Raw genomic sequence first — 25,004 nt, forward strand, 5'->3', positions numbered from 1 at the left:
ACCGCTACGGACGACACGGGAGCAGGCCTTGGCCCCTTCAGCACGGACGACCAGGCACATTTTCGTCACCGGGGGAGTCGCCTCCTCGCTGGGCAAGGGCCTCACCGCCTCCAGCCTCGGCAACCTGCTGACCGCGCGCGGGCTGCGCGTGGTGATGCAGAAGCTCGACCCGTACCTGAACGTCGATCCCGGCACGATGAACCCGTTCCAGCACGGCGAGGTGTTCATCACCGAGGACGGGGCGGAGACCGACCTCGACGTCGGCCACTACGAGCGGTTCCTCGACCGTGACCTCTCCGGCAAGGCGAACGTCACCACCGGGCAGATCTACTCGGCGGTGATCGCCAAGGAGCGGCGCGGCGAATACCTCGGCGACACCGTCCAGGTCATCCCGCACATCACCAACGAGATCAAGGCCCGGATCCTCGGCATGGCCGACCCGGACGCCGACGGTCAGGTCCCCGACGTGGTGATCACCGAGGTCGGCGGCACGGTCGGCGACATCGAGTCGCTGCCGTTCCTGGAGTCGATCCGGCAGATCCGGCACGACCTGGGCCGGGACAACTGCTTCTACCTGCACGTGTCGCTGGTGCCCTACCTGGCGCCGTCGGGCGAGCTGAAGACCAAGCCGACCCAGCACTCGGTGGCGCAGCTGCGCAGCATCGGCATCCAGCCCGACGCGCTGGTGCTGCGCTGCGACCGGGAGATCCCGGACAAGGTCAAGGAGAAGCTCTCGCTCTACTGCGACGTGGACCGGGAGGCGGTCACCGCCGCCCCGGACGCGCCGAGCATCTACGACATCCCGAAGGTGCTGCACCGCGAGGGCCTGGACGCGTACGTGGTGCGCCGGCTCGGCCTGTCGTTCCGCGACGTCGACTGGGCGAGCTGGGACGACCTGCTGGAGCGGGTGCACCAGCCGCGCCACACCATCACCGTGGCGCTGGTCGGCAAGTACGTCGACCTGCCCGACGCGTACCTGTCGGTGAGCGAGGCGATCCGGGCGGCCGGGTTCGGCCACCGGGCCCGGGTGCAGCTGCGGTGGGTGCCCAGCGACGACTGCGTCACCCCGGCCGGCGCGGCCGCCGCCCTGGCCGGCGTGGACGGCATCGTGATCCCCGGCGGGTTCGGGGTGCGTGGCATCGAGGGCAAGGTGGGCACCGCCCGGTACGCCCGGGAGAACGGTGTGCCGCTGCTCGGCCTCTGCCTGGGCCTGCAGTGCATGACCATCGAGGTGGCCCGCCACCTGGCCAACCTGGACGGGGCGAACTCGCTGGAGTTCGACGAGGAGGCCGTGCACCCGGTCATCGCCACCATGGCCGACCAGGAGGACATCGTGGCCGGCCGGGGCGACCTGGGCGGCACCATGCGGCTCGGGGCGTACCCGGCGACGCTGGCCGAGGGGTCGATCGTCGCCGAGGCGTACGGCAGCACCGAGGTCAGCGAGCGGCACCGGCACCGGTACGAGGTGAACAACGCCTACCGTGACCAGCTCACCAAGGCCGGCCTGACCGTCTCCGGCACCTCGCCGGACGGCCGGCTGGTCGAGTTCGTCGAGCTGGACCGGAACCTGCACCCGTTCTTCGTGGCCACCCAGGCGCACCCGGAGCTGAAGAGCCGCCCCACCCGCCCGCACCCGCTGTTCGCGGCGTTCGTGGGCGCCGCGGTCGCGTACTCCGAGTCCGACCAGCTCCCGGTGGACCTGGAGGGCACGACGGCGAAGGCCGGCCGGGGCGGGGAGGCAACGTGAGCGGCGTCGAGCACCGGTACGAGGTGACCGCGCGCCGGGACGTCTGGTCCGGCCGGATCTTCTCGGTGGTCAGCGACGACGTGACCATGCCCGGCGGTGGCACCGCGGCGCGCGACTACGTCCGGCACGTGGGCGCGGTGGCCGTGGTGGCGCTCGACGACGCCGGCCAGGTGGTGCTGATCCGCCAGTACCGGCACCCGGTGGGCCGGCACCTGTGGGAGCTGCCCGCCGGCCTGATGGACGTCAGCGGGGAGGACCTGGCCGCCGCGGCGGCGCGGGAGCTGGCCGAGGAGGCCGACCTGACCGCGGGGCGCGTCGACGTGCTGGTCGACCTGCACAGCTCGCCCGGTTTCTCGGACGAGGTGGTGCGCGTCTTCCTGGCCCGTGACCTCGCCGACGTGCCGGCGTCGGAGCGGCACGACCGCCGTGAGGAGGAGGCCGACCTCCAGGTGGTGCGGGTCGATCTCGACGAGGCGGTCCGGATGGTCCTGGCCGGGGAGATCACCAACGCGTCCTGCGTGGCCGGCCTGCTCGCCGCCGCCCGGGCCCGGGAGACCGGCTTCGCCGAGTTGCGTCGCCCGGAGGCGCCGCTGCCGCGCTGATCGGAACCGACGACGAAGGGGCCGCGCGGCGCACGCCGCGCGGCCCCTTCCGTGTCGCCGCTCAGTCGCGCAGCGGGCGGCCCTGGCCGTCGACGCCGCCGTTGACCAGGATCAGGATGCCGTCGACGAGGCCCCAGATCGCGCCGAAGCCACAGGTCACGAGTGTGACCACGAGCTGGATGACGCCGGTCTTGGTGTCGCCCATGTAGAACCGGCCGATGCCGAAGCCGCCGAGGAGGATCTGGAGGATGCCCGCGACGACCTTGCTCTTGTCCGAGACGCCGTACGGGTGCTGCTGGTAAGGAGTGGTCATGAGCGGACACCATAGTGATCCACTCTCGTTCTGTCCGCGCCGGCACCCCGCCGGTGCGAGGATATTTACCGAAGTCTGTCCTGTCGGCTGATGGCGTCTCCACCGGGCAGCCCGGTCCATGCCTGACACTCCGTCAGCACCACCGGGCACCGGATGTCACTGTGTCGGCGTCCCCGGGTCGCCCGCACGCCTAGACTGCCGCCGGCGGGACCGGTGGACCGCGTCGGCAACGGAGCCGTCGCGGCACCGCGCTGTCGGGGGTGAGCCGCCCCGGAGGAAGGTGTCTGCATCGTGAAGGTCGGAATCCCCCGCGAGGTCAAGAACCACGAGTACCGGGTGGCGATCACCCCCGCGGGCGTCAACGAGTTCACCCGTCACGGTCACGAGGTCTTCATCGAGGCGGGCGCCGGGGTCGGCTCCAGCATCACCGACGACGAGTTCGCCGCCGCCGGCGCGAAGATCCTGGCCACCGCCGACGAGGTGTGGGAAACCGCCGAGCTGGTGCTCAAGGTCAAGGAGCCGATCGCCGAGGAGCACCACCGGATGCGCGCGGGGCAGGTGCTCTTCACCTACCTGCACCTGGCCGCCTCCCGGGAGTGCACCGACGCGCTGGTGGACCGCAAGGTCACCGGCATCGCGTACGAGACGGTCGAGCTGCCGGACCGGTCGCTGCCGCTGCTCGCCCCGATGTCCGAGGTGGCCGGCCGGCTCGCCCCGCAGGTCGGCGCGTTCTACATGATGCGCACCGGCGGCGGCCGGGGCGTGCTGCCCGGCGGCGTGTCCGGCGTCTACGCGGCCAAGACCGTGGTCATCGGCGCCGGCGTGTCCGGCCTGAACGCCGCCGCCATCGCGCTGGGCCTCCAGTCCGAGGTGCTGCTGCTGGACAAGAACGTGGCCCGGCTGCGCTCCGCCGACGCGATCTACCGGGGCCACCTGCAGACCGTGGCCTCCAACGCGTACGAGATCGAGCGGGCCGTGCTCGACGCGGACCTGGTCATCGGCGCGGTGCTGGTGCCCGGCGCGAAGGCCCCGAAGCTGATCTCCAACGAGCTGGTGGCCCGGATGAAGCCGGGCAGCGTGCTCGTCGACATCGCCATCGACCAGGGCGGCTGCTTCGAGGACTCGCGCCCCACCACGCACGCCGACCCGGTCTACAAGGTGCACGACTCGATCTTCTACTGCGTGGCGAACATGCCCGGCGCGGTGCCGAACACCAGCACCTACGCGCTGACCAACGTCACCCTGCCGTACGCGCTCGAACTGGCCAACCAGGGCTGGCGGGACGCGCTGCGCGCCGATCCGGCGCTGGCGCTGGGCCTGAACACCCACGACGGAAAGGTCGTCTACGGCCCGGTCGCCGAGGCGCACGGCATGGACGTGCTGCCGCTGGCCGAGGTGCTGAGCTGACCGACCCCGCGGCACACCGGGCCGGCGCGGAACCCGCGCCGGCCCTGCGCCGCGCGGTCCGGGGCTACCTCGACCACCTCACCGTCGAGCGTGGCCTGTCCGGGAACACGCTCGCCTCGTACCGCCGGGACCTGGACCGCTACCTCGACACGCTGGCCGCCGCCGGGGTGACCGACCTGGCCGCCGCCGGTCCGGCCGTGGTCGAGGCCCACCTGGCCCGGCTGCGTGCCGGCGACGACGAGCACCCGCCGCTCGCCGTCTCGTCCACCGCGCGCGCGGCCAGCGCGGTCCGCGGCCTGCACCGCTTCGCGGTGCGCGAGGGCCTGGCCGGCGCCGACCCGGGTCGCGACGTCCGACCGCCCACCCCGCCGCGCCGGCTGCCCCGGGCGCTGCCGGTCGACGCCGTGCTGCGGCTGATCGACGCCGCCGGCCCGGCGGTCACCACCGGCGACGACGCGCCCCGCGCGCTGCGCGACCGGGCGCTGCTGGAATTCCTGTACGGCACCGGCGCGCGCGTCTCCGAGGCGGTCGGCGCGGTCGTCGACGACCTCGACCTGGAGGCCGGCGCCGTGCTGCTGCGCGGCAAGGGCGGCAAGGCCCGCCTCGTCCCGGTCGGCGGGTACGCCGCCGACGCGGTGCGCGCCTGGCTGACCCGGGGCCGCCCGGCGCTGCTCGCCGCCGGGCGGGGCACCCCGGCGCTGTTCGTCAACGCCCGCGGCGGGCCGCTCACCCGGCAGGGCGCCTGGGGCGTGCTGCGCGCCGCCGCCGACCGGGCCGGCCTGCCGGTCGAGGGGCCCGACGCGGTCTCCCCGCACACGCTGCGTCACTCGTACGCGACCCACCTGCTCGACGGCGGCGCGGACGTGCGCGTGGTGCAGGAACTGCTCGGCCACGCGTCGGTGACCACCACCCAGGTGTACACGTTGGTCACCGTGGAACGGCTGCGCGAGGTGTACGCCACCGCGCACCCGCGCGCCCTCGGGTGAGCCGGGTTCGCGAGCGGACCGCGTCGCTGATGGGCGGCCGACACGCCGACCCGCTGCCGAACGTGCTGCTGGCCGGTGGCGTACAGTCGGCATCGGCGCGGGCCTCCAGGTGCGACGGACCGGGGGTGCGCAGCGGCGCCGCGAGGGACGTCGGACGGCTCCGACGCCGGGTTGGTCGTCGGGAGGGGGCAACGAGGACATGGCAGGAAACGGTGACCGTGCCGAGACCTGGACGTCGGAGCTCCGCGAGCAGCAGGCGACGCTCGGCGCCGACCTCGGCCCCGCCGACCCGGCCGCGTACACGATGCGCAAGCCGATCCCCGAGCCGATGCCGACCGACCGGCACGGCCCGGCGCGGATCATCGCGATGGCCAACCAGAAGGGTGGCGTCGGCAAGACCACGACCACCATCAACCTGGGCGCCGCCCTCGCGGAGTACGGCCGCAAGGTGCTCCTGGTCGACTTCGACCCGCAGGGTGCCCTCTCCGTCGGGCTGGGCGTCAACCCGCACAATCTCGACCTGTCGGTCTACAACCTGCTCATGCAGGACGACGTCATCGCCGAGGACGTCCTGATCAAGACCGACGTGGCCGGGCTGCACCTGCTCCCGGCCAACATCGACCTCTCCGCCGCCGAGATACAGCTGGTCAACGAGGTCGCCCGGGAGATGGCCCTGGCCCGGGTGCTGCGCACCATCCGCAAGGAGTACGACTTCATCCTGATCGACTGCCAGCCCTCGCTGGGCCTGCTGGCGATCAACGCGTTGACCGTCGCGCACGGCGTGCTCATCCCACTGGAGTGCGAGTTCTTCAGCCTGCGCGGCGTCGCGCTGCTGCTGGACACCATCGACAAGGTGCGCGAGCGGCTCAACTTCGACCTCGAACTCGAGGGCATCCTCGCCACCATGTACGACAGCCGCACCACCCACTGCCGCCAGGTGCTGCAACGGGTGGTGGAGGCGTTCGGCGACAAGGTCTACCAGACCGTCATCACCAAGACGGTGAAGTTCCCCGAGTCGACGGTGGCCGGCGCGCCGATCACCACGCTCGACCCGGCCTCCTCCGGCGCCCGCAACTACCGGCAGCTCGCCCGAGAGGTGATCGCCGCCGAGACGGACCGGTAGGGCGTCCGCCACCCGCCCACCGCGTCGACTACGGTTTCCCGGTGACCGCACCGCCCGTCGACCCGCCGCAGGGCGCCGGCGACCCCGTCGCCGAGGTCGCCACCGGGCCCGCCGAGAGCAGTGGCTTCACGGTCCGGCTGGACAACTTCACCGGCCCGTTCGACCTGCTGCTCCAGCTGATCAGCAAGCACAAGCTGGACGTCACCGAGGTCGCGCTGCACAAGGTCACCGACGAGTTCATCGCCTACCTGCGGGCCATGGGCGACCGGTGGGACCTGGACGAGACCAGCGAGTTCCTGCTGGTCGCCGCCACCCTGCTCGACCTGAAGGCGGCCCGGCTGCTGCCCTCGGCCGAGGTGGAGGACGAGGCGGACCTGGCGTTGCTGGAGGCGCGGGACCTGCTCTTCGCCCGGTTGTTGCAGTACAAGGCGTACAAGGAGGCGGCGGCGCACATCGCCGGGTTGGAGGCGGTCGGCGGCCGGCGCTATCCACGGGCGGTCACCCTGGAACCCCGGTACGCCGAGGCGCTGCCCGACCTGGTGCTCGGCATCGGCCCGCAGCGGCTGCTCCGGCTGGCGGTGAAGGCGATGAGCCCGAAGCCGGTGCCCGAGGTGTCGATCGCGCACGTGCACATGGTCCGGGTCAGCGTGCGGGAGCACGCCGGCATCATCGCCGACCGGTTGCGCCGTGCCGGTGTCGCCACGTTCTCGCAGCTCTGTGTCGACTGCGAGATGACACTGGAGGTGGTGGCCCGGTTCCTGGCGCTGCTGGAGCTGTACCGGCAGGGGCTGGTGGCGTTCGTGCAGGAGCAGGCGCTGGAGGAGCTGACGGTCCGTTGGACCGGCCCGGTCGAGGGCGCGGCCGAGTTGACCGTCGACGAGTACGCCGGCGCCCCGGAGCCCAGCACCGCCCCCGCCGGCACGTCCGCCGTAGTCGACGCGTCCGGCCCGGGCGCCGCCCCCGGCACCGCACCCGCCGTCGGCGTGCCCGACGAGGGCGGCTCCGCCGGGGTCATCCCCTCCGGCACCACCGTCCGCCCCGCCGGCGGCAGCGCTGACGCTGACGGCGAAGCGGCGGACCAGTCCGCACCGACACAGGAGTGACCCGATGAGCGACGAGGAGCGACGCGACTCGCTGGCCGACCAGGCCGCCGCCTGGATCCCTCCGTGGGCGCGCCCCACCCCGCCCAAGCCCGACCCCACCGACGAGCCTCCGGAAGCGGAATCCGTCCAGGATCTCGATCTCTCCGCAGATCTTGGAAGCGCCGGGCCCTCGGAGGGGCCGCATCCTTCCAAGATCTCGTCTACGGATGAGGGGGGCCGAGATCTTGGTACCGGAGCGCCCCGGGCGGGGCGGGACCGTACCAAGATCTCGGAGGAGATCGGGTCAGGTGGGGTGGCGTCGGCGGGCGGGCCGGAGGAGCCGGTTGGCGGCGGTACTCCGCCGGACGGCGACACCCTGCCTGGCGGTGACACGGCCGCCGAGACCTCGGGTGGTGAGGGCCCCCGGTCCGGCCGGGACGCCCGGCCCGGTGGCGAAGCCCACACCGGCGGCGGCATGTCCGGTGACGATGCCCGATCCGGTGGTGACGCCGGGTCGGACAGGGACGCCCGGTCCGGTGGGGACGCCCGGTCCGGTGGGGACGCCCGGTCTGACGGGGACGCGCTGGCCGGCGGGGTCGACGGGGGCACGCCGGGTGGGCAGCCGGCGGGGAGCGAGGGGGGCGCTGCGGGCGTACCCCCGAGACGGGGGCGGCGGCGGGCGGCGCCCGAGCCGGCGCCCGCGCCGGTGCTGGACGACGCGGAACTGCGCGGCGCCCTCGAGGCGATCCTGCTGGTGGTCGACCAACCGGTCAGCGAGCTGATCCTGGCCGACGTGCTGGAGCAGGCCCCCGAGCGGGTCGGCGCGATGCTCGACGAGATCGCCGCCGGCTACACCGCCGCCGGGCACGGGTTCGAGCTGCGCCGGGCCGCGGGTGGCTGGCGTCTCTACACCCGGCCGGAATACGCCACCTACGTCGAGCGGTTCGTGTTGGACGGGCAGTCGGTCCGGCTGACCCAGGCCGCGCTGGAGACGCTCGCCGTGGTCGCCTACCGCCAGCCGGTGACCCGTTCGCGCATCTCGGCCATCCGGGGTGTCAACTGCGACGGGGTGCTCCGTACCCTGGTGGGTCGCGGCCTGGTCGAGGAGTGCGGCACCGAGGCGGACAGCGGTGCGTTCCTCTACCGGACCACCACCATGTTCCTGGAGAAGCTGGGGCTCAACTCGGTGGACGACCTGCCGCCCCTGGCCCCGTTCCTTCCCGACGACGTAGAAGAGCTTGCCGATGCGACGCGATGACCGTGCCCCGAAGCCCGACGCCCCCGTGTACGAGGGCGCCGAGCGCCTGCAGAAGGTGCTCGCCGCCGCGGGGGTGGGTTCGCGGCGGGCCTGCGAGGACCTGATCTTCCGGCGGCGGGTCACGGTCAACGGAAGGGTCGCGCAGCTCGGCGACCGGGCCGACCCGACCCACGACGTCATTCACGTCGACGGCGAGCGGCTCCAGGTCGACGTCCGCCTGGTCTACGTGGCGATGAACAAGCCGCGCGGGGTGGTCACCACCATGGCTGACGAGAAGGGCCGCACCGAGCTCGCCGACTTCATCGGCGCGCGGCTGGAGCAGCGGGTCTACCACGTCGGGCGGCTGGACGCCGACAGCGAGGGCCTGCTCCTGCTCACCAACGACGGCACCCTCGCCCACAAGCTCATGCATCCGTCGTACGAGGTACTCAAGACCTACCTCGCCGAGGTGGCCGGGCCGATCCCGCGCAACCTGGGCAAGCGGCTGACCGGCGGCGTCGAGCTGGAGGACGGGCCGGTGAAGGTCGACGGGTTCAAGGTGGTCGACACGCTGGGCAAGACCGCCCAGGTGGAGCTGACCCTGCACGAGGGGCGCAAGCACATCGTCCGGCGCCTGATGGCCGAGGTGGGACATCCGGTGTCCCGGCTGATCCGTACCTCGATCGGTCCGATCAAGCTGGGCGACCTGCGCACCGGGCGGCTGCGGCGGCTGACCAACGCGGAGGTCGCCGCCCTGTTCAAGGCCGTGGGTGACTGACCGGAGACGATCGGGGTAGGGCGACCGGTAGGCTTCGACGCGGTCCGCGGGCCGGCGCGCACGCGCCCCCGACGGGACGCCCGCGCGGCGCGGGCATGATTGACGACGAGAACCATCCGCTCAACGGCGCCGGACCGCGGCGACCTGCGAGGTACGGGCTGAGGAGGACAACGGTGGAGGAAAACGTACCGGCCGGGCGCTGCGTGGTCGCTGTGGACGGGCCGTCCGGTTCGGGCAAGTCCACCGTGTCGCGGCGACTGGCGGTGGGCCTCGGCGCCCGCTACCTCGACACCGGCGCCATGTACCGGGCGCTGACCTGGGCGGTCCTGCGCTCCGGCGTCGAGCTGACCGACGCCGAGTCGGTGGCCAAGGTCGCCCGCGAGGCAGACCTGCGCATCGGCACCGACCCCCAGGGGTACGCGGTGACCGTCGACGGCACCGACGTGTCCGCCGACATCCGCGGCCCGGAGGTGACCGGCGCGGTCTCCGCGGTGGCCGCCGTCGGCGCGGTCCGGGAGCTGCTGGTGGACCGGCAGCGGCGGCTGGTCGCCGAGGCGGGCCGGATCGTGGTGGAGGGTCGCGACATCGGCTCCGTGGTGACGCCCGACGCCGACCTGAAGGTCTACCTGACCGCCTCCGAGGTGGCGCGCGCCCAGCGGCGCAGCGCCGAGGACGCCGCCGACGTCTCGGCGACCGCCGCGGACCTGGCCCGCCGGGACCGGCTCGACTCGACCCGCACCGTCAACCCGCTCCAGCAGGCCCCCGACGCGGTGGTGCTGGACACCACCGAGCTGGGCATCGACGAGGTAGTCGCCCGCCTGCGTGATCTTCTCACCGAGCGGGGCGTGGCATGACCGACGACTTCGGCGGCTGGGTGGAGCTGCGTGAGCCGGAGGTCGAGGCCGACGAGCCGACCGGCCCGCAGCCCGTGGTGGCCGTGGTCGGCCGCCCCAACGTGGGCAAGTCCACGCTGGTCAACCGCATCATCGGCCGCCGCCAGGCGGTCGTCGAGGACATTCCCGGCGTGACCCGGGACCGGGTGCCGTACGACGCCCAGTGGAACGGCCGGACGTTCACCGTGGTCGACACCGGCGGCTGGGAGCCCGACGCCAAGGACCGGGCCGCGGCCATCGCCGCCCAGGCCGAGACGGCCGTGGCCACCGCCGACGTGGTGCTGTTCGTGGTGGACGCCATGGTCGGCTCGACCGACGTGGACGAGGCCGCGGTGAAGATGCTGCGCCGCAGCGCCAAGCCGGTGATCCTGGTGGGCAACAAGGCCGACAACACCACCATCGAGATGGAGGCGACCGCGCTGTGGTCGCTCGGCCTCGGTGAGCCGTACCCGGTGTCGGCGCTGCACGGTCGCGGCTCCGGCGACCTGCTCGACGCCATCATGGCCGCGCTGCCCGAGGCGCCGCCGATCGTGGAGAACCGCCCGCGCGGACCGCGCCGGGTGGCCCTGGTCGGCCGGCCCAACGTCGGCAAGTCCAGTCTGCTCAACCGGTTCTCCGGCGAGGAGCGGGCGGTGGTCGACTCGGTCGCCGGCACCACCGTCGACCCGGTGGACAGCCTGGTCGAGATCGGCGGCGAGACCTGGCAGCTCGTGGACACCGCCGGCCTGCGCAAGCGGGTCGGCAAGGCCAGCGGCACGGAATACTACGCCAGCCTGCGTACCGCCGCGGCGATCGAGGCCGCCGAGGTGGCGGTGGTGCTGCTGGACTCCAGCGAGGTGATCAGTGAGCAGGACCAGCGGATCCTCACCATGGTGGTCGAGGCCGGCCGGGCCCTGGTCATCGCGTTCAACAAGTGGGACCTGGTCGACGCGGACCGCCGCTACTACCTGGACAAGGAGATCGACCGGGAGCTGCGCCGGATCCCGTGGGCGATCCGGCTGAACCTGTCCGCGCAGACCGGCCGGGCCGTGGACAAGCTCGCCCCGGCGCTGCGTAAGGCGCTCGCGAGCTGGGAGACCCGGATCCCCACCGCGCAGCTCAACCAGTGGCTCACCGCGCTGGTCCAGGCCACCCCGCACCCGGTGCGCGGCGGCCGGGCCCCGCGCATCCTGTTCGCCACCCAGGCCGGGGTGGCGCCGCCGCGCTTCGTGCTGTTCACCACCGGCCCGCTGGACGCCGGCTACCAGCGGTTCGTGGAGCGCAAGCTGCGCGAGGAGTTCGGCTTCGAGGGCAGCCCGATCGACATCTCGGTGCGCCCGCGCAAGAAGCTGGGCCCGGGCGGCCGCGGCAAGGCGCACGGCTGACCGTCCGGGACGGAAGCCGCCGGGGCCACCCCGGCGGCTTCTTTCCTAGGACGCTCTAGGGGGAGTGGCGCAGGTCCGTGCGTCGCGGAGGGCCCTGTGCGTACGGTGCGAAGATCTTGCGCTAAGCTGTACCGGCTGCCGCGGGGAACGTCGCGCGGGGGCATCGGGACGTGGCGCAGTTTGGTAGCGCACTTGACTGGGGGTCAAGGGGTCGTCGGTTCGAATCCGGCCGTCCCGACAGCAAGAGGGTTTCCGCAGGTCAGCGACTTGCGGGAACCCTTTTTTTATTGCTCGGCATGAATGCCTGGGCCAGCAACTATCTCCTCGCTGCCGCGCAGTTGGGTCGGTACCGTCCCTGCTCGCGGGCCGGGGTCAGTTCCTTCCGGCATGGGCGGCACCAAGCCCACGCCGCCCTGGAGGAGGCGCCGACCCGTCCCGCCGCCGCAGTCGGCCCGCGCCGCCCAGGTGATCATCCTGTCCGCGCGTACCCACGAGGCGTTGGACGCGGCCGGCACGCAGCTCGCCGCGGTCCTCACCGCGCACGAACGCGCCCAGGCCGCCGAGCCGGAGTGCGCCGCCCGACGGCGGGCGGTCGTCGCCGAGCGGTACCGGGCGACGGCCGCGCTGCGCGCCGCCGGTGTCGCGGTGCCGACGGGCGAGGGAACCACCTCTGGTTGCCGCTGGGCGACCGGACCTCCGGGTTCGCGGCGGCCTGTCGGGCCCGGGGCGGTTGGTGCACGCCTTATCCGAGGGCGTCCGGGTCACCCTCGGGGTCGCCCGAAGGCAACGACCTGCTGCTGGAGGTGGCCCGCCAGGGCGATGTCGCGCGCACCTGACCACCGGCCGGGCGGATGGGTGAGCGGGGAGTCAGAGGTACTGTTCGATGTAGCTGCGCAGGGCCGGCTGGTTCACGGCCAGCAAGCCGCCGGGCCTGGCGCTGACCAGGCCCTTGCTCTTGAAGTTCTTGAGGAAGACGCCGATCCGGGACCGGGTGGTGCCCACCATGTCGGCGAACTCCTCCTGGGTCAGCCGGTGCTCCAGTAGGGTGACGTCGCCGCGGTGGATGCCGAGTTTGCGGCTGAGCTGGTACAGCATGTATGCCAGCCGTTGCTGGCAGTCGAAGGTGACCAACGCGGCGATCGTCTCCTGGCGCTGCTGCAGACGCTCGGTCAGCCACAGGACGTACGCCTCCTGCACCTGCTGGCGGCTCAGTGCGGCCCGCAGCTGGTCGCGGGTGATCACCTGTAGCACCGAATCGGTGAGGGCCACCGCGGTCTCGGCGCGGCGGTCGCTGATCAGCACGCCCTCGCCGACCAGTTCGCCGGCACGGTGTACGTCGAGCAGGCAGGACTTGCCGGTCCGCATCACGACGCTCGTTTTCAGCCGGCCGGAACGGATCAGATAGAGACACGAGTCCCGATCGCCCACCGAGTAGACCGCCTCCTTGGGGGCGACCAGCCGCCGTGAGCCGGGCAGGGTGGCGAGTTCTTCGGCCAGTCGCCGGTGCAGGTTGGCTTCGGTGGGGCGCCCCGGCGCGAGGGGCTCGGCAGGGCGCCCCGGCGTGAGCGGAGCTGCCTGCGTGTGCCCGGCGGGCGCCGTCTTGCGGGCTTGTCCGATCCTGGCTCGTGGGGAGGGGAGGAGCTTGGAGTGGCGCCAGGTGAGGGGAGCTGACTGCGCGTACACGGAGGACGTGGTCATGCGTGCTCGTCCGATCTTGGCTCGAGGGGTGGGCAGGCGCGCGTGCTGCCGCGCCTTGTCGTCAGTCGGCGAGGTCGATCGCCTGGCGGGGACAGACCAGGGCGGCTTCGTGGACGTCGTCGTGCTGCTCGGGTGTCGGCTCCGCCACGAGGAGCCGCGCGATGCCGTTCTCGTCCTGGTCGAAGACGTCGGGCGCGGACAGCACACACTGGCCGGCGCCGCAGCACAGGTCGCGGTCGAGGATCACCTTCACCAGTCCACCGCCAATCGCGAGACCCCGTACACGATGGCCTCACGGCGCAGCTCCAGATCAGCCTCGCCAGCGGCCAGGCGCAGGGCGGGGAAGCGTTCCAGCAGGCGGCCGAAGACGACCTCGAGTTCCAGTCGGGCCAGGGTGTGGCCGAGGCACTGGTGAGGGCCGTAACCGAAGGCCAGGTGGCGGCGTGCGTCGCGGCGGATGTCCAACTCGTCTGGGCGCTCGAAGACGGCCGGGTCCCGGTTCGCGAGCGCGAGCAGGGCCACGACGCCCTCGCCCGCTGCCACCGTACGGCCGTCCACCTCCGCGTCCGTCACGGCCACCCGGGTCATGCCGAGCTGCATGACGGTCAGGTAGCGCAGTAGTTCGTCGACGGCCCGGGGCATGAGCTGCGGTTCGCGGCGAAGGAGCTCGAGTTGGTCGGGGTGTCGCAGCAGTGCGGCGGTGCCCAGGCCGATCATGTGGGCGGTGGTCTCGTGCCCGGCTGCCAGCAGCATCCAGGCGATGGTGAGCACCTCCTGGCGGGTCAGCTCGCCGGTGACCAGGTGGCCGCGTACCAGGCGGCCCAGCAGGTCGTCCCGGTCGTGCTGTTCCCGGTCGGTCACCAGGGCGTCGAGGTAGGACACCAGGCCCTGCTTGGCGGCGTTGATCTGGTCCCGGTCGCTGCTCGCGTCGAAGAGCGTCTGCAGGAGATCGGCGAACGAACCGTGGTCGCTGTGCGGCACGCCCAGCACGTGGCAGATCACCCGGGATGGCACCACGAGTGCGACGTGCTCGACGACGTCGGCGCCGGGGCCGGCCGCCGCGAGTCGGTCGAGGGCCTCGTCGGTGATTCGGGTGACGACAGGCCGCATCGCTTCGACCCGCTTGACGCTGAATTCGCCGATCAGCATCCGGCGGTAGAACATGTGGTCCTCGCCGTCCATCCGGATGAACGTGCCCTTGAGGACGGGGTCGACGGGTTTGGCGTACAGGTTGGGAAAGCCCGGTCGTGACATGTCCGAGCTGAAGCGGGGGTCGCTGAGCACGGTGCGGACCCCTTCGAAGCTGGTGACCAGCCATGAGGTCTGCCCGCTGGGTAGTTTGGCGGGTGCTACCGGGCAGCGTCCGCGCAGCTCGGTGAAGGCCTGCGGCGGATCGAACGGGCCGGGGCGGTCGAACTGGGGGAAGTCCAGCTCCGGCGCCGGCGTGTCCAGCGGTGCGGTGGTGTCGGTCTGGGGATGGGCGGGGTGTGACGGCATGCGGATTCCTCCGTCGGCTCGGATGTGCGCCTGGGGCGCACGGCAAACGGTGTCCGGGGCACGCATCGTGTCCGGATGTGCTGGCAGGGTGGGCCGGCGGCGGTCAGCGACCGTGCCCGGGAGAACCGTTCATCGCTGGGAACGCAGCGCCTTCACCGTTTTCACGGAGTCGTCGGCGAGCAGTTCGCGGTAACGGGGTGAATTGGCGGGGTGGACAGCAGTTCGACCTTTGTCGTCGAAATGAATTCCCCAGCCGTACTTCTTGCCGAGAGGCGAGGAACGCAGGCAGGCACGCGGCTTGGCGAAGAATTCGTCGCGCTTCTCAGGCGTGTCCGCGGAGGGCGGCAGCGACTGCTGTCGCAGTGCGGTCAGGACCAGGATGTCCGCTTGGGTGTATCGGTACGGATTTTCGGAGATCAGCTCGTAATGGGACGTCGCGACCGTTGGTTTTCCACCCCGGGTCTGTGGTATCTCGGCCACCGCCGTGCAGTCGTCGGCGACCGCGATGAAGGTGTTCCGGTATCCGTCACGCGCCGTTGCCACCGTGAGAATCCCTTCCCCATACCGGGTGGTGCCGGGCAAAGGCACCAACCCAATTCCGGACGAACGAAGAGAAGCGGGTGCACCCGTTCGCAGTATCTCCCTGACGCCGAGTCGCTGCAAGTCGATCGAGCTGTCCGCCTCCGCGAGAATCTCCGGAGTGATGTTCGCCGGCTGCTCACGATTGAGCACGGTGGGCGGCGGCGCTCCTGCCACCATGAGGCTCCGGCGACATCCGGCCGGATCCGCGCGCCGGGGCCCGGCAGGCGCGCCAGACGATGCCAAGCGAGGAGCAGGCATGCCCGAGACCATGTTCGAGCACGTGGGAGGCGAAGAGACCCTGCGTAAGCTCGCCTCCGCCTTCCACCACGCGGTCATGGACGATCCGCTGCTGGCGCCGCTGTTCGCCTACAGCGGCCAGCGGCACACGGAGAACCTCACGAAGTACTTCACCGAGGTGTTCTCCGGTCCCCCACTGTTCACCGAGGAACTCGGCGGCTTCGAGTACATCAAGAACCGGCACGCCCGCCTGCGTATCACCGAGGAGCAGCGGACCCGCTTCGTCGAGCTGATGCTGCGGGCCGGGGAGGAGGTCGGCCTACCCACCGACGAGCGGTTCCAGACCGCCTGGCGAACGTGGGTCGACCGGGCCGCCGGCTTCTCGCTGAAGGCCTCTCACCTGACTGACGAGCAGCTCGCCGCCGTGCACTCGAGCCTCGGGCGGTGGGACTGGTGAACCGCACGGTCCTGGTCACCGGCGGCAACCGGGGGATCGGGGCGGCGATCGTGGCGGCGTTCGCGGAGCTGGGCGACACGGTGTGTGCGACGTACCGCAACCAACCCGCGCCCAGTTGCTCACCCCGGCACGAGCAGTTCCGCTGCGACGTGCGGGACGCCGCGGCTGTGGACGCCATGTTCACCGAGATCGAGGCCCGGTACGGCGGTGTGGATGTCGTGGTGGCCAACGCCGGAGCCACCGACGACCGGGTCGCACTCCGGATGGACGATCACTGCTTCACGAGCATCCTCGACGTCAACCTGACCGGCGCGTTTCGGGTCGCCCGGCGCGCGCTCGGCTCGATGGCCCGCCGACGCCACGGTCGATTGATCTTCATCTCCTCGGTGGGCGCGCTGTCCGGCTCGCGGGGCCAGGCGAACTACGCCGCCGCAAAGGCCGGCATGGTGGGTCTGGCCCGCTCGCTGGCCCGCGAGTTCGGCCCTCGGGGGATCACGGCGAACGTGATCGCGCCCGGATACGTCGAGACGGACATGTCCGCGGCCATGACACCGGAACGTCGCCGGGAAGTGTTGGCCGGTATTCCGCTGGCCCGGATCGCCAGCCCCACCGAGGTGGCCGGCGTGGCGACGTTCCTGGCCTCGGACGCCGCCGGCTACATCACCGGTGGCGTGATCCCGGTCGACGGTGGCCTCGGTATGGGCCACTGAGGACTGCACCGCCGGCCGGCCCGCCGATGCGCAAAGTTGCACAGCGTGGCGGCCGGCCCGCTCCCTAGCGTGATCGCGTCGAGGGTCGAGGAAAGGTAGGACCGCCTCATGCGCACCGAAGCCGTCCGCACCGATGCCCGCCACGCCGTGCAGGCCGAGGTCCGACAACTGGTGGCCGCCGTCGCCGACGGCGACGTGCCGGCCGGTGACCAACCCGGACTGGGCCTGGACTCGATGGCCGCGGTGCGGCTGACCGCCGAACTCGAGATGGCCTTCGGAGTCCGGCTCGGGCTGCGTGAGGTCCGAGAGTGCACCGGCGTCGAGGAACTCGCCGACCGGGTCGCCCGGCTCGTCGCCGACGGCGGCGGACAGCCGGCCGTCTCGGCCCCCACCGCACCCGCCGGCACCGAGATCCCGGCCGGACTCACCCCCTTGCAGCAGGCTTACCTGGTCGGCGCCGACGAACAGGCCACCGCGGACCCGGTGGGCTGTGTGCTCTACCGCGAGTTCGACGTGCCCGACCTGGACGCGGAACGGCTCCGCCAGGCCTGGACCGCCGTGATGGCACACCACCCGATGCTGCGCGCCCGGGTCACCACCGACGGCCGGCAGAGCGTCCAGGAGCGGCTGCCCGAACCGCCCGTCGTGATCGACGTCGAGCACGACGAGCGCGACCGGCACGTGGCCCAGGCCCGCGACGAGCTGACCGGGACCCGGTTCCCGATCGGCGCCTACCCCCGCGTGACCGCGCGGGTCCTGAGGTGCCGCCGGCACGGCGAGGCGCGGGTGTGCCTGGTCATCGACGCCGGCATCGCCGACGCCACCGCAGTGGACATCCTGCTCGACCACTGGGGCCGCTGCTACCAGCATCCCGGCGCCGCGTTGCCGTCAACCGGGGCCACCGTGACCGAGGCGTTCGCGACCCTGGCCCAAGGCCGGCGCCGGATCCGCGACGAGGACCTGGCGTACTGGGAGCGGCGGTTGGCCGAGCTGCCCGCGCCGCCCCGGTTGCCGTACCGGGACACCGGCCGCCGCGCGCTGCGCCGGACCTCGCTGACCGGCCGGATCGGGCCGGAATCCTGGCAGGCGCTGCGCCGGCTGGCTGGCCGGTGGCGGGTGTCCGAGTCTGCGCTGCTGCTCACCGCCCTGTTGCGGACCCTGGATGACGGCGCGCGGGAACCCGCGACGATCGTGGTCACCACAAACGACCGACCCCGGGTACGCGACGTCGGCGACACCATCGGGCCGTTCACCTCCACGCTGGTCTTCGCGGCGCCGGGCGGTGCGGCGGCACCGTCCACCCACGCCGGTGAGGTCGACCGGCTGCTCTGGTCGGACCTGGAACACGCCGGGACGTCCGGCGTCGAGGTGCTGCGCCGCGTCGGCCCCCGCGCCGACGGCGGTGCCCTGCCGGTGGTCTTCACCAGCATGCTGGACGCCCGGGCGCAGTACCGCGACGGGTTCGCCGGCGCCGTACGCCACAGCGCCACGAGCACCTCCGGCGTCGACCTCGAGCACCAGGTACGTCCGGACGGCGACGGCCTGGTGGTGTCCTGGGACGTCTCCGAACGGCTTCCTCTCGACGACGCCCGGCTCCGCTTCGCCCGCTGCCTCAACCTGCTGGAGTCCTGGGCGGCGCAGACGGACGGGGAGGACAGCGCCGGGCGGCTCAACGCGCTGCAGGAGGCGTACTGGGTCAGCCGGCAGCACCGCCCGGCAGAGGCCTGTCAGATCGCGATGACCAGCACCGTGCCCGGGCTGGACGTCGACCGGCTCACCTCGGCGTGGCTGCGGCTGATCGCCCGGCATCCGGCGTTGCGCACCCGGGCCGGCACGGACGGCATCCCGCGTGCCTGTACCGCCGCCCCCCGCGGCTGGACGATACCGGTGCTGGAGGCAGAACCCGAGCAGGTCCGAGCCGACCTGTGCCGCCGCCCGTTCCCCGCCGAGACGTGGCCGGGCGCAGAGATCGCGGTCGGCTCCGGCCCGGACGGCCCGGCCGTCACGATCGCCGTCGACCTGATGCACGCCGACGCTCGCGGCATCATGCGCCTGGCCGGCGAGCTGCTGGCCGAATACGGGGGGCAGCGACCGGAGCCGCTCCCCGAGCCTCGCGGTGAAGCCGACCCGGCGGCCGATCCGCAGCACTGGATCGAACGGGCCGCGGTGTTGCGAGCGACGTCGCTGACCCATGCTGTCGACGGACCCCGGCTGCGTCGCGAGCTGACCCTGCCCGGCTGGACCCGCCGCGTACACCACCTGGCCGAGCGAGGGCTGCGCCCGGACGACGTGCTGCTCGCACTCTATCTGGACGCGCTCACCGCGCTCGTTCCGGCCGGCGAGCCTGTGTCCGTGGTGCGCTGGAACCCGGCGGCACCCCGCACGGTCGCCGAGCACACCGCGTTGAGCTGGGTCACCACGGGGCCGGTCGACCTGGGTGACGTCGGCCGCCGATGTCGTGAGCTGCGCGAGGCACTGACCGCCGACGAGCGCGTGGACGGGACGTCCGCCCTGGCCGGGCTGCGTATGGCGGCCCGCCGTGACCACCGGCTGCGTGCACCTGTGCTGGTCTACACCTCGCTGCTCACGGCGCCCGCCGGCCGGTCGGAGCGGGACGGCTGGCTGACCAGCACCCCCGACGTAGCCGTCGACTGCGTCGGGGTGGTCGCCGGCGACACCCTGCAGCTGGCCTGGGACGTGGCTGCCGATGACGTCGACCCGGCCGCGCTGGAGACGGCGTTCGCCCGGTTCGAGGCGGCCGTCCGCCGGGTCCTGGACATGCCCGGCGTGCCGGAGCCGTCCCGGCTGAACGCCGCCGAGAGGCACCGGATCCTGCACGTCTGGAACGCCACCGCCCGCGACTACGTGGCCGACGGGCCGGTGCACGTGCTGTTCGAGCGGGCGGCGCGGGCCCGGCCGGACGCTGTCGCGATCCGCTGGCGGTCGGGGACCATGACGTACGCCGAGCTGGACGCCCGTGCCAACCGGATCGGCAACCGGCTGCAAGCGGCCGGGATCGGCGCCGGGGACATCGTGGCCATCTCCACCCGGCGCGGTCCGGACATGATCGCCGCGGTGTTCGGCGTCCTCAAGGCGGGCGCCGCGTACCTACCGATCGAGGCGTCCCTGCCGCAGGAGCGCGCCCGTCTCATGCTCGCCGACGCCCGCGCCGCCGCCGTGCTGGTGGACGCCGGCCGTGCCGGCTGGGAGGCACCGCCGGACTGCCCGGTGGTGGACCTCAGCGCGCTCGGCGACGACGTCCCGGACACCCCGGTGCCACTGCCGGAGGGAGTCACCGCCGACTCCATCGCTTACGTCATCTACACCTCCGGCAGCACCGGCACACCCAAGGGCGTGGTCGTCACCCACCGGCCGTTGTGGAACCTGCTGCAGTGGTGCGCGCGCACCTTCCACTTCGGCCCGGACGACGTCGGCCTGTGTGTCACGTCGCTCGGCTTCGACCTGTCCGTCTTCGACATCCTCGGGCTGCTCGGTCATGGCGCCGGTCTCTACGTGGCCGACGCCGCGCAGCAGCGCGACCCCACCGAACTGCTGGCGATCCTCCTGCGGGAACCGATCACCTTCTGGAACTCCGCGCCGACCACGCTGGCCCAGCTGGCGCCGCTGCTGCCGCGGCACATCGGCGCGGTGGGCACCGACCGGTTGCGGCTGGTGTTCCTCAGCGGCGACTACACACCTCTCACCCTGCCCGACGTCGTCCGGGCGACCTTCACCCGAGCCCGGCTGGTCAGCCTGGGCGGGGCCACGGAAGCGACGGTGTGGTCCAACTGGTTCCCCGTCGACCGGATCGACCCGCAGTGGCGCAGCATCCCCTACGGACGGCCGATCGACAACGCCCGGTACTACATCCTCGACGAGTCGGGCGAGCCGTGCCCGGTCGGCGTCGAGGGTGACCTGTTCATCGGCGGCGAGTGCCTCAGCGTGGGCTACCTCAACCAACCGGAGCTGACTGCGGAGCGGTTCGTGCCCGACCCGTTCGTGCCGTTCGACGACGCGCGGATGTACCGCACCGGCGACCGGGCCCTGTTCTTCCCGGACGGCACGATCTGCTTCCGGGGCCGGACGGACCACCAGGTCAAGCTCCGCGGGCACCGGGTGGAGCTGGACGAGATCGAGCACCATCTGCGCCGGCATCCGGCGGTGGACGACGTCGTGGTGCTGGTCCGGCGGACCGACGACGGTGACCAGCGGCTCGTCGCGTACGTCGTCGCGGCCGATCCGGCCGCCCCGCCGACCGTGCGCGAGCTGCGCGCCTGGGCGGCCCGCACGCTGCCCGACTACATGCTGCCGAACCACGTGGCGGCGGTGCCGTTCTTCCCGGCCACCGCGAACGGCAAGCTGGACCGCGACGCACTGCCCTGGCCGCTCCCGGCAGCGCCGCCCGGGCCGGTCGTGGAGCCGGCGTCGCGGGCTGAGCCGGTTGTGGAGCCGGCGTCGCCCGGGCCGGCCGGGGCCGCAGCGCCCTTCGGCGTGGACGAGCTGGCTGACCTCGTCGCCGACCTGCTCGGCCAGCCGGTGGCGCCGGACGACGACCTGTGGGACCTGGGCGCCACCTCGTTCACCATGGTTCAACTGTCCAACCTGCTCGCCGAACGGTACGGGGTGACGATGCCGGTCGCCGCGCTGCTGGACGAGCCCACCGTCCGCGGCGTCGCGGCCCGCGTCGGCCCGCCCGGCCGCGGCGGCGACGACCGGGCCGGCGACAGCCCTCCGCCGGCCGTCCCCCCGCCGGCTGGGGGGAGCACCGGCCAGGACCAGCCGCGCCGGGCCGCCACCGACCTGCTCTTCGCCGCCGACGACCGGGACGCCTTCAAGCAGGAGCATCGCGAGCTGCGGCCGGTCGACCCGGCCGAGCCGCTGCGGGAACTGCCCGCGGCCGGCGTCGACGAACGGTACCTGCGCCGGCGGGCCAGCCGCCGTGACCTGGCCGCCGGTGTGCCTGCCGAGTCGCTCGCCGGGCTGCTCGGGCTGCTGCGGATCCACGAGGTCGACGGCCGGCCGCGCCGTGCGTACCCGTCCGCCGGGGAGACGTACGCGGTGCAGGTCTACCTGCACGTCCGGCCCGGCGGCGTGGTCGGGGTGGAACCGGGCCTGTACTACTACCGGCCGGAGCGGCACGCGTTGCAGCAGATCGCCGTCGGGACGGACGTCGACCGCAACGCCCACGTCTTCTACAACCGGACGGTGTACGACACGGCCGGCTTCGAGATCTTCCTGATCGGGCAGCGCCGGGCGATCGCCCCGCTGTATGGCGCCGAGAGCGACCGTTATCTCGCACTGGAGGCCGGCTACCTCGGCCAGGTGCTGCTCGCCGGGCAGGTCGACCACGGCATCGGCCTGTGCCCGGTGGGCCTGATGTCGTTCGACGCTATCCGCGAGCAGCTCGGGCTCGACGATGACCAGCCGTTCCTGCAGGCGTTCATCGGTGGGCGGGCGGGGGACGCCGGAACCGAGCCGCCGGCGCCGGTGCCGGCCCTGCGGTCGGCCTCGGCGGACACCACGCGTACCGGGGAGCTGGCGGTGATCGGAATGGCCGGCCGGTTCGCCGGCGCCACCGGGACCTCCGCGCTGTGGCGGTTGCTGCGGTCCGGGCAACGCGCGCTGCGGCCGGCCGCCGACCTCGCGGCCCGCTGGGCACGGGCCGCTCTGGATCCGGGCCCGGTCGCGCCGGTCGGCGCGGTGGGGATGCTGACCGACGACGACGGCTTCGACCCGCGGGCGTACCGCATCTCGCCGCGCGAGGCCGCCGGACTGGATCCCCAGCTGCGGGCGTTGCTGCCGGTCGTCACCGGTGCCCTGGAGAGCGCCGGGTACACCGGCCACGGCCTGCGGGCCACAGGTACCCGGGTCGGCGTCTTCGTGGCGGTCATGTGGCACGACCACATGCAGTCCGGCCTGGACCGGTGGCGCAGCGGGGCCGGTGCCGAGTACAGCTCGTTCGGCTCCGACCTGGCCAACCGGATCGCTCACGTCCTCGACCTGCGCGGGCCCGCCGTCGCCGTGGACACGTCCTGCTCGTCGGCGGTCAGCGCGCTGCATCTGGCCCGGCTGAGCCTGGCCGCGGGCGAGTGCGACGTCGCGGTGGTGTGCGCCGCGAACATCCTGGCCCATCCGTACCATCTCGCTCTGCTCGCTGATCTGGGGTTGACCGCGACCGGTACGGAGCCGGCCGCGTTCGACGCCACGGCGGTCGGTTGGACGCCCGGCGAAGGCGTCGGCGCGTTGCTGGTCCGCCGCCTGTCGGACGCGCGGCAGCAGGGTGACCCGGTGCTCGGCGTGGTGACCGGTACCCGTGTCGGCCACGTCGGGCAGGTCGCCCGCTTCGGCTCGCCCAGCCAGCAGGCGCTGACCGACAGCATCCGAGCGGCCCTGGACGACGTGGGCTGGCGTCCCGCGGACGTCGGGTACGTGGAGTGCGCGGCCGCCGGCGCCAGCCTGGCCGACGCCGCCGAGGTGGGCGCGCTCGTCGAGGTGTTCGGCGGCGGATCCCGTCCTGGTCCGGTGCCCATCGGCACACTGAAACCCAACCTCGGGCACGCCGAGGCGGCGGCCGCGCTGGCCCAGCTCAGCAAGGCGCTGCTGCAGAGCCGGTACGGCCTTCTCGCGCCCACCCTGGTGGCCGAGCGGACCAACCCGCTGATCGGGTGGGACGACGCCGCGGTCCGCCTGGTGCGCTCGGCCGAGCCGGTAGCCGGTGCGGGCCTGCGCACGCTGGTCAACGCCGTCGGTGCCAACGGCAGCATCGGTCACGTCCTGCTGCGGGACCCGCGATGAGCGCGCCGGTACTGGACGTCGACTCGTGGTTCGCGCGTACCGCCGTCGAGCCCGACCGGGGTCTGCCGCAGATGTTCGCGTTCCCGCACGCCGGTGGTGGAGCCGCGTTCTTCCGGCCCTGGGCCGCTGCCCTCGCCGGGCACGCCACCGTCCTGCCGGTGGTGCTGCCCGGCCGCGAGGGACGGCTCCGTGAACCGGCGCACACCAGCCTCGACACACTGCTGCCGCCGCTGGTGGCCGCGCTGCGGGCCCGGATCCACGGCCGCTACGTGCTGTTCGGACACAGCCTCGGCGCGTTGGTCGCGCACGAGGTGGCCCGGGCGCTGGCCGGTACCGAAGCAGGGCCGCCCGCCTGCCTGATCGTGTCCGGCCGGCGACCGCCGCACCTGCCGGCGCGGCGCGGGGACCTGCACCGGCTCGACGACGACACGTTCGTGGCGGAGGTGGCCCTGCTCGGCGGGATGCCGCCCGCCCTGCTGGCCGACCCGGCCCTGCTCCGGGTGTTCATTCCGGCCATGCGGGCGGACTTCACCGTCAACGAGACGTACCGGCCGCCCCGCCCGCCGACCCTGGACTGCCCGATCCTGGCCCTCACCGGCCTGGACGACCCGGAGGTCACGCCGGCCGAGATGCAGGGCTGGGCGGAGGTGACCACCGGCCGCTGCCGGCTGCGGGTGTTCGAGGGCGATCACTTCTACCTGCAGGATGCCCGCGCCGACGTCCGGGACGCCGTGCTGACCCGGCTGCGTGAGCTGGCGGCCGACCGATGAGCGCCGACGTGCTCGTCGCGAGCCTGACCACCCCGGACGGTCGCTACACCCTCGACCCGGACGGCGTCGAACGGCTGCACGACACGCTGACCGAGGCGGAGCGGCGGCCGGGACCGCGCATCCTGGGACTGACCGGATCGCCCGGCACCTTCTGCACCGGCATGGACCTGCCCGGGGCGGCCGGCGGTCACGGCGACGCGCGCCGCTTCCAGGACCTGCTCGACCGGGTGGCCCGCTCGCCGGTGGTCGTGGTCGCCCTGGTCGACGGCACGGTGGCCGGCGGCGGCGTCGGCCTCGCCGCGGCCAGCGACTTCGTGTACGCCACCGCGCGCAGCACCTTCGCCCTGCCCGAGCTGCGGCTGGGGTTGCTGCCGTACATGGTGGTGCCGTACCTGGTGCGCCGGGTGGGCTTCCAGCAGGCGTATGCGATGGCCCTGTCCACCCAGCCGGTCCTGGCCGCCGAGGCCCACCGCGCCGGGCTGGTCGACGCCGTCGCCGACGACCCCGCCCGGCTGCTGGCCCGCCTCGCGGTCCGGCTCGGTGGCGTGCGACCCGCGATGGTCCGTGCCCTCAAGGAGTACTTCGAGACGGTGTCCGTGGTCGACGAGCGGGTTCGTGCCGCCGCCCCGGCCGCCCTGGAACGCCGGCTGGCCGACCCGCAGGTGCGCGTGACCCTCGGCCGGGCCACCAGGTCCGCGACGCCGGCCGCGGCGGAGGGATGAGAGG

General features: G+C 72.9%; 19 protein-coding genes, 1 tRNA gene and 1 pseudogene. 16 read left to right on the forward strand and 5 right to left on the reverse strand.

The genetic code is table 11. From position 1 onward, the window contains the following. The first annotated feature begins 28 nt into the window (after positions 1 to 28). Together ACH495_RS26960 and ACH495_RS26965 are read left to right on the forward strand one after the other, a co-directional pair. Positions 29 to 1,747: a CTP synthase gene (locus ACH495_RS26960; protein WP_396860501.1), complete on the forward strand. Its 1,719-nt coding sequence runs from the start codon at positions 29 to 31 to the stop codon at positions 1,745 to 1,747. Beyond that, complete coding sequence (locus tag ACH495_RS26965; RefSeq protein WP_396860502.1) at positions 1,744 to 2,349, forward strand: NUDIX domain-containing protein; 606 nt, start codon at positions 1,744 to 1,746, stop codon at positions 2,347 to 2,349. The genes ACH495_RS26960 and ACH495_RS26965 overlap by 4 nt, the downstream gene beginning before the upstream one ends. 61 nt (positions 2,350 to 2,410) lie before the next feature. Here the strand turns inward: ACH495_RS26965 and ACH495_RS26970 are convergent, their stop codons facing one another. Continuing rightward, on the reverse strand, positions 2,411 to 2,782 hold the full coding sequence (locus tag ACH495_RS26970) for a TM2 domain-containing protein (RefSeq protein ID WP_396860503.1): 372 nt from the start codon (positions 2,780 to 2,782) through the stop codon (positions 2,411 to 2,413). A 171-nt stretch (positions 2,783 to 2,953) separates the two neighbouring features. Here ACH495_RS26970 and ald point away from each other — a divergent pair, with 171 nt between their 5' ends. The 9 genes and pseudogenes from ald (at position 2,954) to ACH495_RS27015 (ending at position 11,770) form a co-directional block, all read left to right on the forward strand. Then, positions 2,954 to 4,069 (forward strand): alanine dehydrogenase, encoded by a 1,116-nt coding sequence (ald, locus tag ACH495_RS26975; protein WP_396860504.1) that lies wholly within the window; start codon positions 2,954 to 2,956, stop codon positions 4,067 to 4,069. After that, complete coding sequence (locus tag ACH495_RS26980; protein ID WP_396860626.1) at positions 4,066 to 5,055, forward strand: site-specific tyrosine recombinase XerD; 990 nt, start codon at positions 4,066 to 4,068, stop codon at positions 5,053 to 5,055. The genes ald and ACH495_RS26980 overlap by 4 nt, the downstream gene beginning before the upstream one ends. A gap of 199 nt (positions 5,056 to 5,254) precedes the next feature. Next, positions 5,255 to 6,178 (forward strand): ParA family protein, encoded by a 924-nt coding sequence (locus ACH495_RS26985; protein WP_396860505.1) that lies wholly within the window; start codon positions 5,255 to 5,257, stop codon positions 6,176 to 6,178. Between the two features lie 41 nt (positions 6,179 to 6,219). Next, positions 6,220 to 7,281, forward strand: coding sequence for a segregation and condensation protein A (locus ACH495_RS26990; RefSeq protein ID WP_396860506.1), 1,062 nt, complete (start codon positions 6,220 to 6,222; stop codon positions 7,279 to 7,281). A gap of 628 nt (positions 7,282 to 7,909) precedes the next feature. Beyond that, a pseudogene (gene scpB, locus ACH495_RS26995) lies at positions 7,910 to 8,518 on the forward strand (SMC-Scp complex subunit ScpB); the annotation flags it as partial. Then, positions 8,505 to 9,275 carry a pseudouridine synthase gene (locus tag ACH495_RS27000; protein ID WP_396860507.1) on the forward strand — a complete coding sequence of 257 codons (771 nt, stop codon included), beginning with the start codon at positions 8,505 to 8,507 and terminating at the stop codon, positions 9,273 to 9,275. The pseudogene scpB and the gene ACH495_RS27000, both read left to right, overlap by 14 nt. Before the next feature lie 173 nt (positions 9,276 to 9,448). Then, on the forward strand, positions 9,449 to 10,129 hold the full coding sequence (cmk, locus tag ACH495_RS27005; protein ID WP_396860508.1) for a (d)CMP kinase: 681 nt from the start codon (positions 9,449 to 9,451) through the stop codon (positions 10,127 to 10,129). Then, complete coding sequence (der, locus tag ACH495_RS27010; protein ID WP_396860509.1) at positions 10,126 to 11,532, forward strand: ribosome biogenesis GTPase Der; 1,407 nt, start codon at positions 10,126 to 10,128, stop codon at positions 11,530 to 11,532. The genes cmk and der overlap by 4 nt, the downstream gene beginning before the upstream one ends. A 164-nt stretch (positions 11,533 to 11,696) precedes the next feature. After that, positions 11,697 to 11,770: transfer RNA gene (locus ACH495_RS27015), tRNA-Pro, on the forward strand. A gap of 629 nt (positions 11,771 to 12,399) precedes the next feature. On the opposite strand, the gene ACH495_RS27020 is transcribed toward ACH495_RS27015, so the two are convergent. The 4 genes from ACH495_RS27020 to ACH495_RS27035 all read right to left on the reverse strand — a co-directional run bounded on the left by ACH495_RS27020 (position 12,400) and on the right by ACH495_RS27035 (position 15,486). Then, complete coding sequence (locus ACH495_RS27020; RefSeq protein ID WP_396860510.1) at positions 12,400 to 13,230, reverse strand: Crp/Fnr family transcriptional regulator; 831 nt, start codon at positions 13,228 to 13,230, stop codon at positions 12,400 to 12,402. A 61-nt stretch (positions 13,231 to 13,291) separates the two neighbouring features. Continuing rightward, positions 13,292 to 13,486, reverse strand: a complete 195-nt coding sequence (locus ACH495_RS27025; protein ID WP_396860627.1) for a ferredoxin — start codon at positions 13,484 to 13,486, stop codon at positions 13,292 to 13,294. Continuing rightward, the gene (locus ACH495_RS27030; RefSeq protein WP_396860511.1) at positions 13,480 to 14,727 is read right to left on the reverse strand and encodes a cytochrome P450; all 1,248 of its coding nucleotides are present in this window, start codon (positions 14,725 to 14,727) and stop codon (positions 13,480 to 13,482) included. Before ACH495_RS27030 ends, ACH495_RS27025 begins: the two co-directional genes overlap by 7 nt. Before the next feature lie 129 nt (positions 14,728 to 14,856). Continuing rightward, positions 14,857 to 15,486, reverse strand: coding sequence for a DUF6157 family protein (locus tag ACH495_RS27035; RefSeq protein ID WP_396860512.1), 630 nt, complete (start codon positions 15,484 to 15,486; stop codon positions 14,857 to 14,859). 79 nt (positions 15,487 to 15,565) lie between these two features. Here ACH495_RS27035 and ACH495_RS27040 point away from each other — a divergent pair, with 79 nt between their 5' ends. The 5 genes from ACH495_RS27040 to ACH495_RS27060 all read left to right on the forward strand — a co-directional run bounded on the left by ACH495_RS27040 (position 15,566) and on the right by ACH495_RS27060 (position 25,000). Continuing rightward, on the forward strand, positions 15,566 to 16,003 hold the full coding sequence (locus ACH495_RS27040; protein ID WP_396860513.1) for a group II truncated hemoglobin: 438 nt from the start codon (positions 15,566 to 15,568) through the stop codon (positions 16,001 to 16,003). Further along, positions 16,000 to 16,713 carry a 3-oxoacyl-ACP reductase FabG gene (gene fabG, locus ACH495_RS27045; protein WP_396860514.1) on the forward strand — a complete coding sequence of 238 codons (714 nt, stop codon included), beginning with the start codon at positions 16,000 to 16,002 and terminating at the stop codon, positions 16,711 to 16,713. Before ACH495_RS27040 ends, fabG begins: the two co-directional genes overlap by 4 nt. A gap of 108 nt (positions 16,714 to 16,821) precedes the next feature. Then, on the forward strand, positions 16,822 to 23,508 hold the full coding sequence (locus ACH495_RS27050; protein WP_396860515.1) for an amino acid adenylation domain-containing protein: 6,687 nt from the start codon (positions 16,822 to 16,824) through the stop codon (positions 23,506 to 23,508). Next, complete coding sequence (locus ACH495_RS27055; protein WP_396860516.1) at positions 23,505 to 24,278, forward strand: thioesterase II family protein; 774 nt, start codon at positions 23,505 to 23,507, stop codon at positions 24,276 to 24,278. Before ACH495_RS27050 ends, ACH495_RS27055 begins: the two co-directional genes overlap by 4 nt. Further along, complete coding sequence (locus ACH495_RS27060; RefSeq protein WP_396860517.1) at positions 24,275 to 25,000, forward strand: enoyl-CoA hydratase-related protein; 726 nt, start codon at positions 24,275 to 24,277, stop codon at positions 24,998 to 25,000. The genes ACH495_RS27055 and ACH495_RS27060 overlap by 4 nt, the downstream gene beginning before the upstream one ends. Positions 25,001 to 25,004: the final 4 nt, after the last annotated feature.

The organism is Micromonospora sp. NPDC018662 (genome assembly GCF_044391475.1).
Classification (GTDB): Bacteria; Actinomycetota; Actinomycetes; order Mycobacteriales; family Micromonosporaceae; genus Micromonospora.

Excerpts from the sequence above, each read along its gene's own strand:
- ACH495_RS26970 (WP_396860503.1), bottom strand. The coding sequence starts at position 2,782 with ATGGACCGGGCTGCCCGGTGGAGACGCCATCAGCCGACAGGACAGACT.
- ACH495_RS26985 (WP_396860505.1), top strand. The coding sequence starts at position 5,255 with ATGGCAGGAAACGGTGACCGTGCCGAGACCTGGACGTCGGAGCTCCGC.
- ACH495_RS27000 (WP_396860507.1), top strand. The coding sequence starts at position 8,505 with ATGCGACGCGATGACCGTGCCCCGAAGCCCGACGCCCCCGTGTACGAG.
- der (WP_396860509.1), top strand. The coding sequence starts at position 10,126 with ATGACCGACGACTTCGGCGGCTGGGTGGAGCTGCGTGAGCCGGAGGTC.
- ACH495_RS27020 (WP_396860510.1), bottom strand. The coding sequence starts at position 13,230 with ATGACCACGTCCTCCGTGTACGCGCAGTCAGCTCCCCTCACCTGGCGC.
- ACH495_RS27030 (WP_396860511.1), bottom strand. The coding sequence starts at position 14,727 with ATGCCGTCACACCCCGCCCATCCCCAGACCGACACCACCGCACCGCTG.
- ACH495_RS27035 (WP_396860512.1), bottom strand. The coding sequence starts at position 15,486 with ATGGTGGCAGGAGCGCCGCCGCCCACCGTGCTCAATCGTGAGCAGCCG.
- ACH495_RS27040 (WP_396860513.1), top strand. The coding sequence starts at position 15,566 with ATGCCCGAGACCATGTTCGAGCACGTGGGAGGCGAAGAGACCCTGCGT.
- ACH495_RS27050 (WP_396860515.1), top strand. The coding sequence starts at position 16,822 with ATGCGCACCGAAGCCGTCCGCACCGATGCCCGCCACGCCGTGCAGGCC.
- ACH495_RS27055 (WP_396860516.1), top strand. The coding sequence starts at position 23,505 with ATGAGCGCGCCGGTACTGGACGTCGACTCGTGGTTCGCGCGTACCGCC.
- ACH495_RS27060 (WP_396860517.1), top strand. The coding sequence starts at position 24,275 with ATGAGCGCCGACGTGCTCGTCGCGAGCCTGACCACCCCGGACGGTCGC.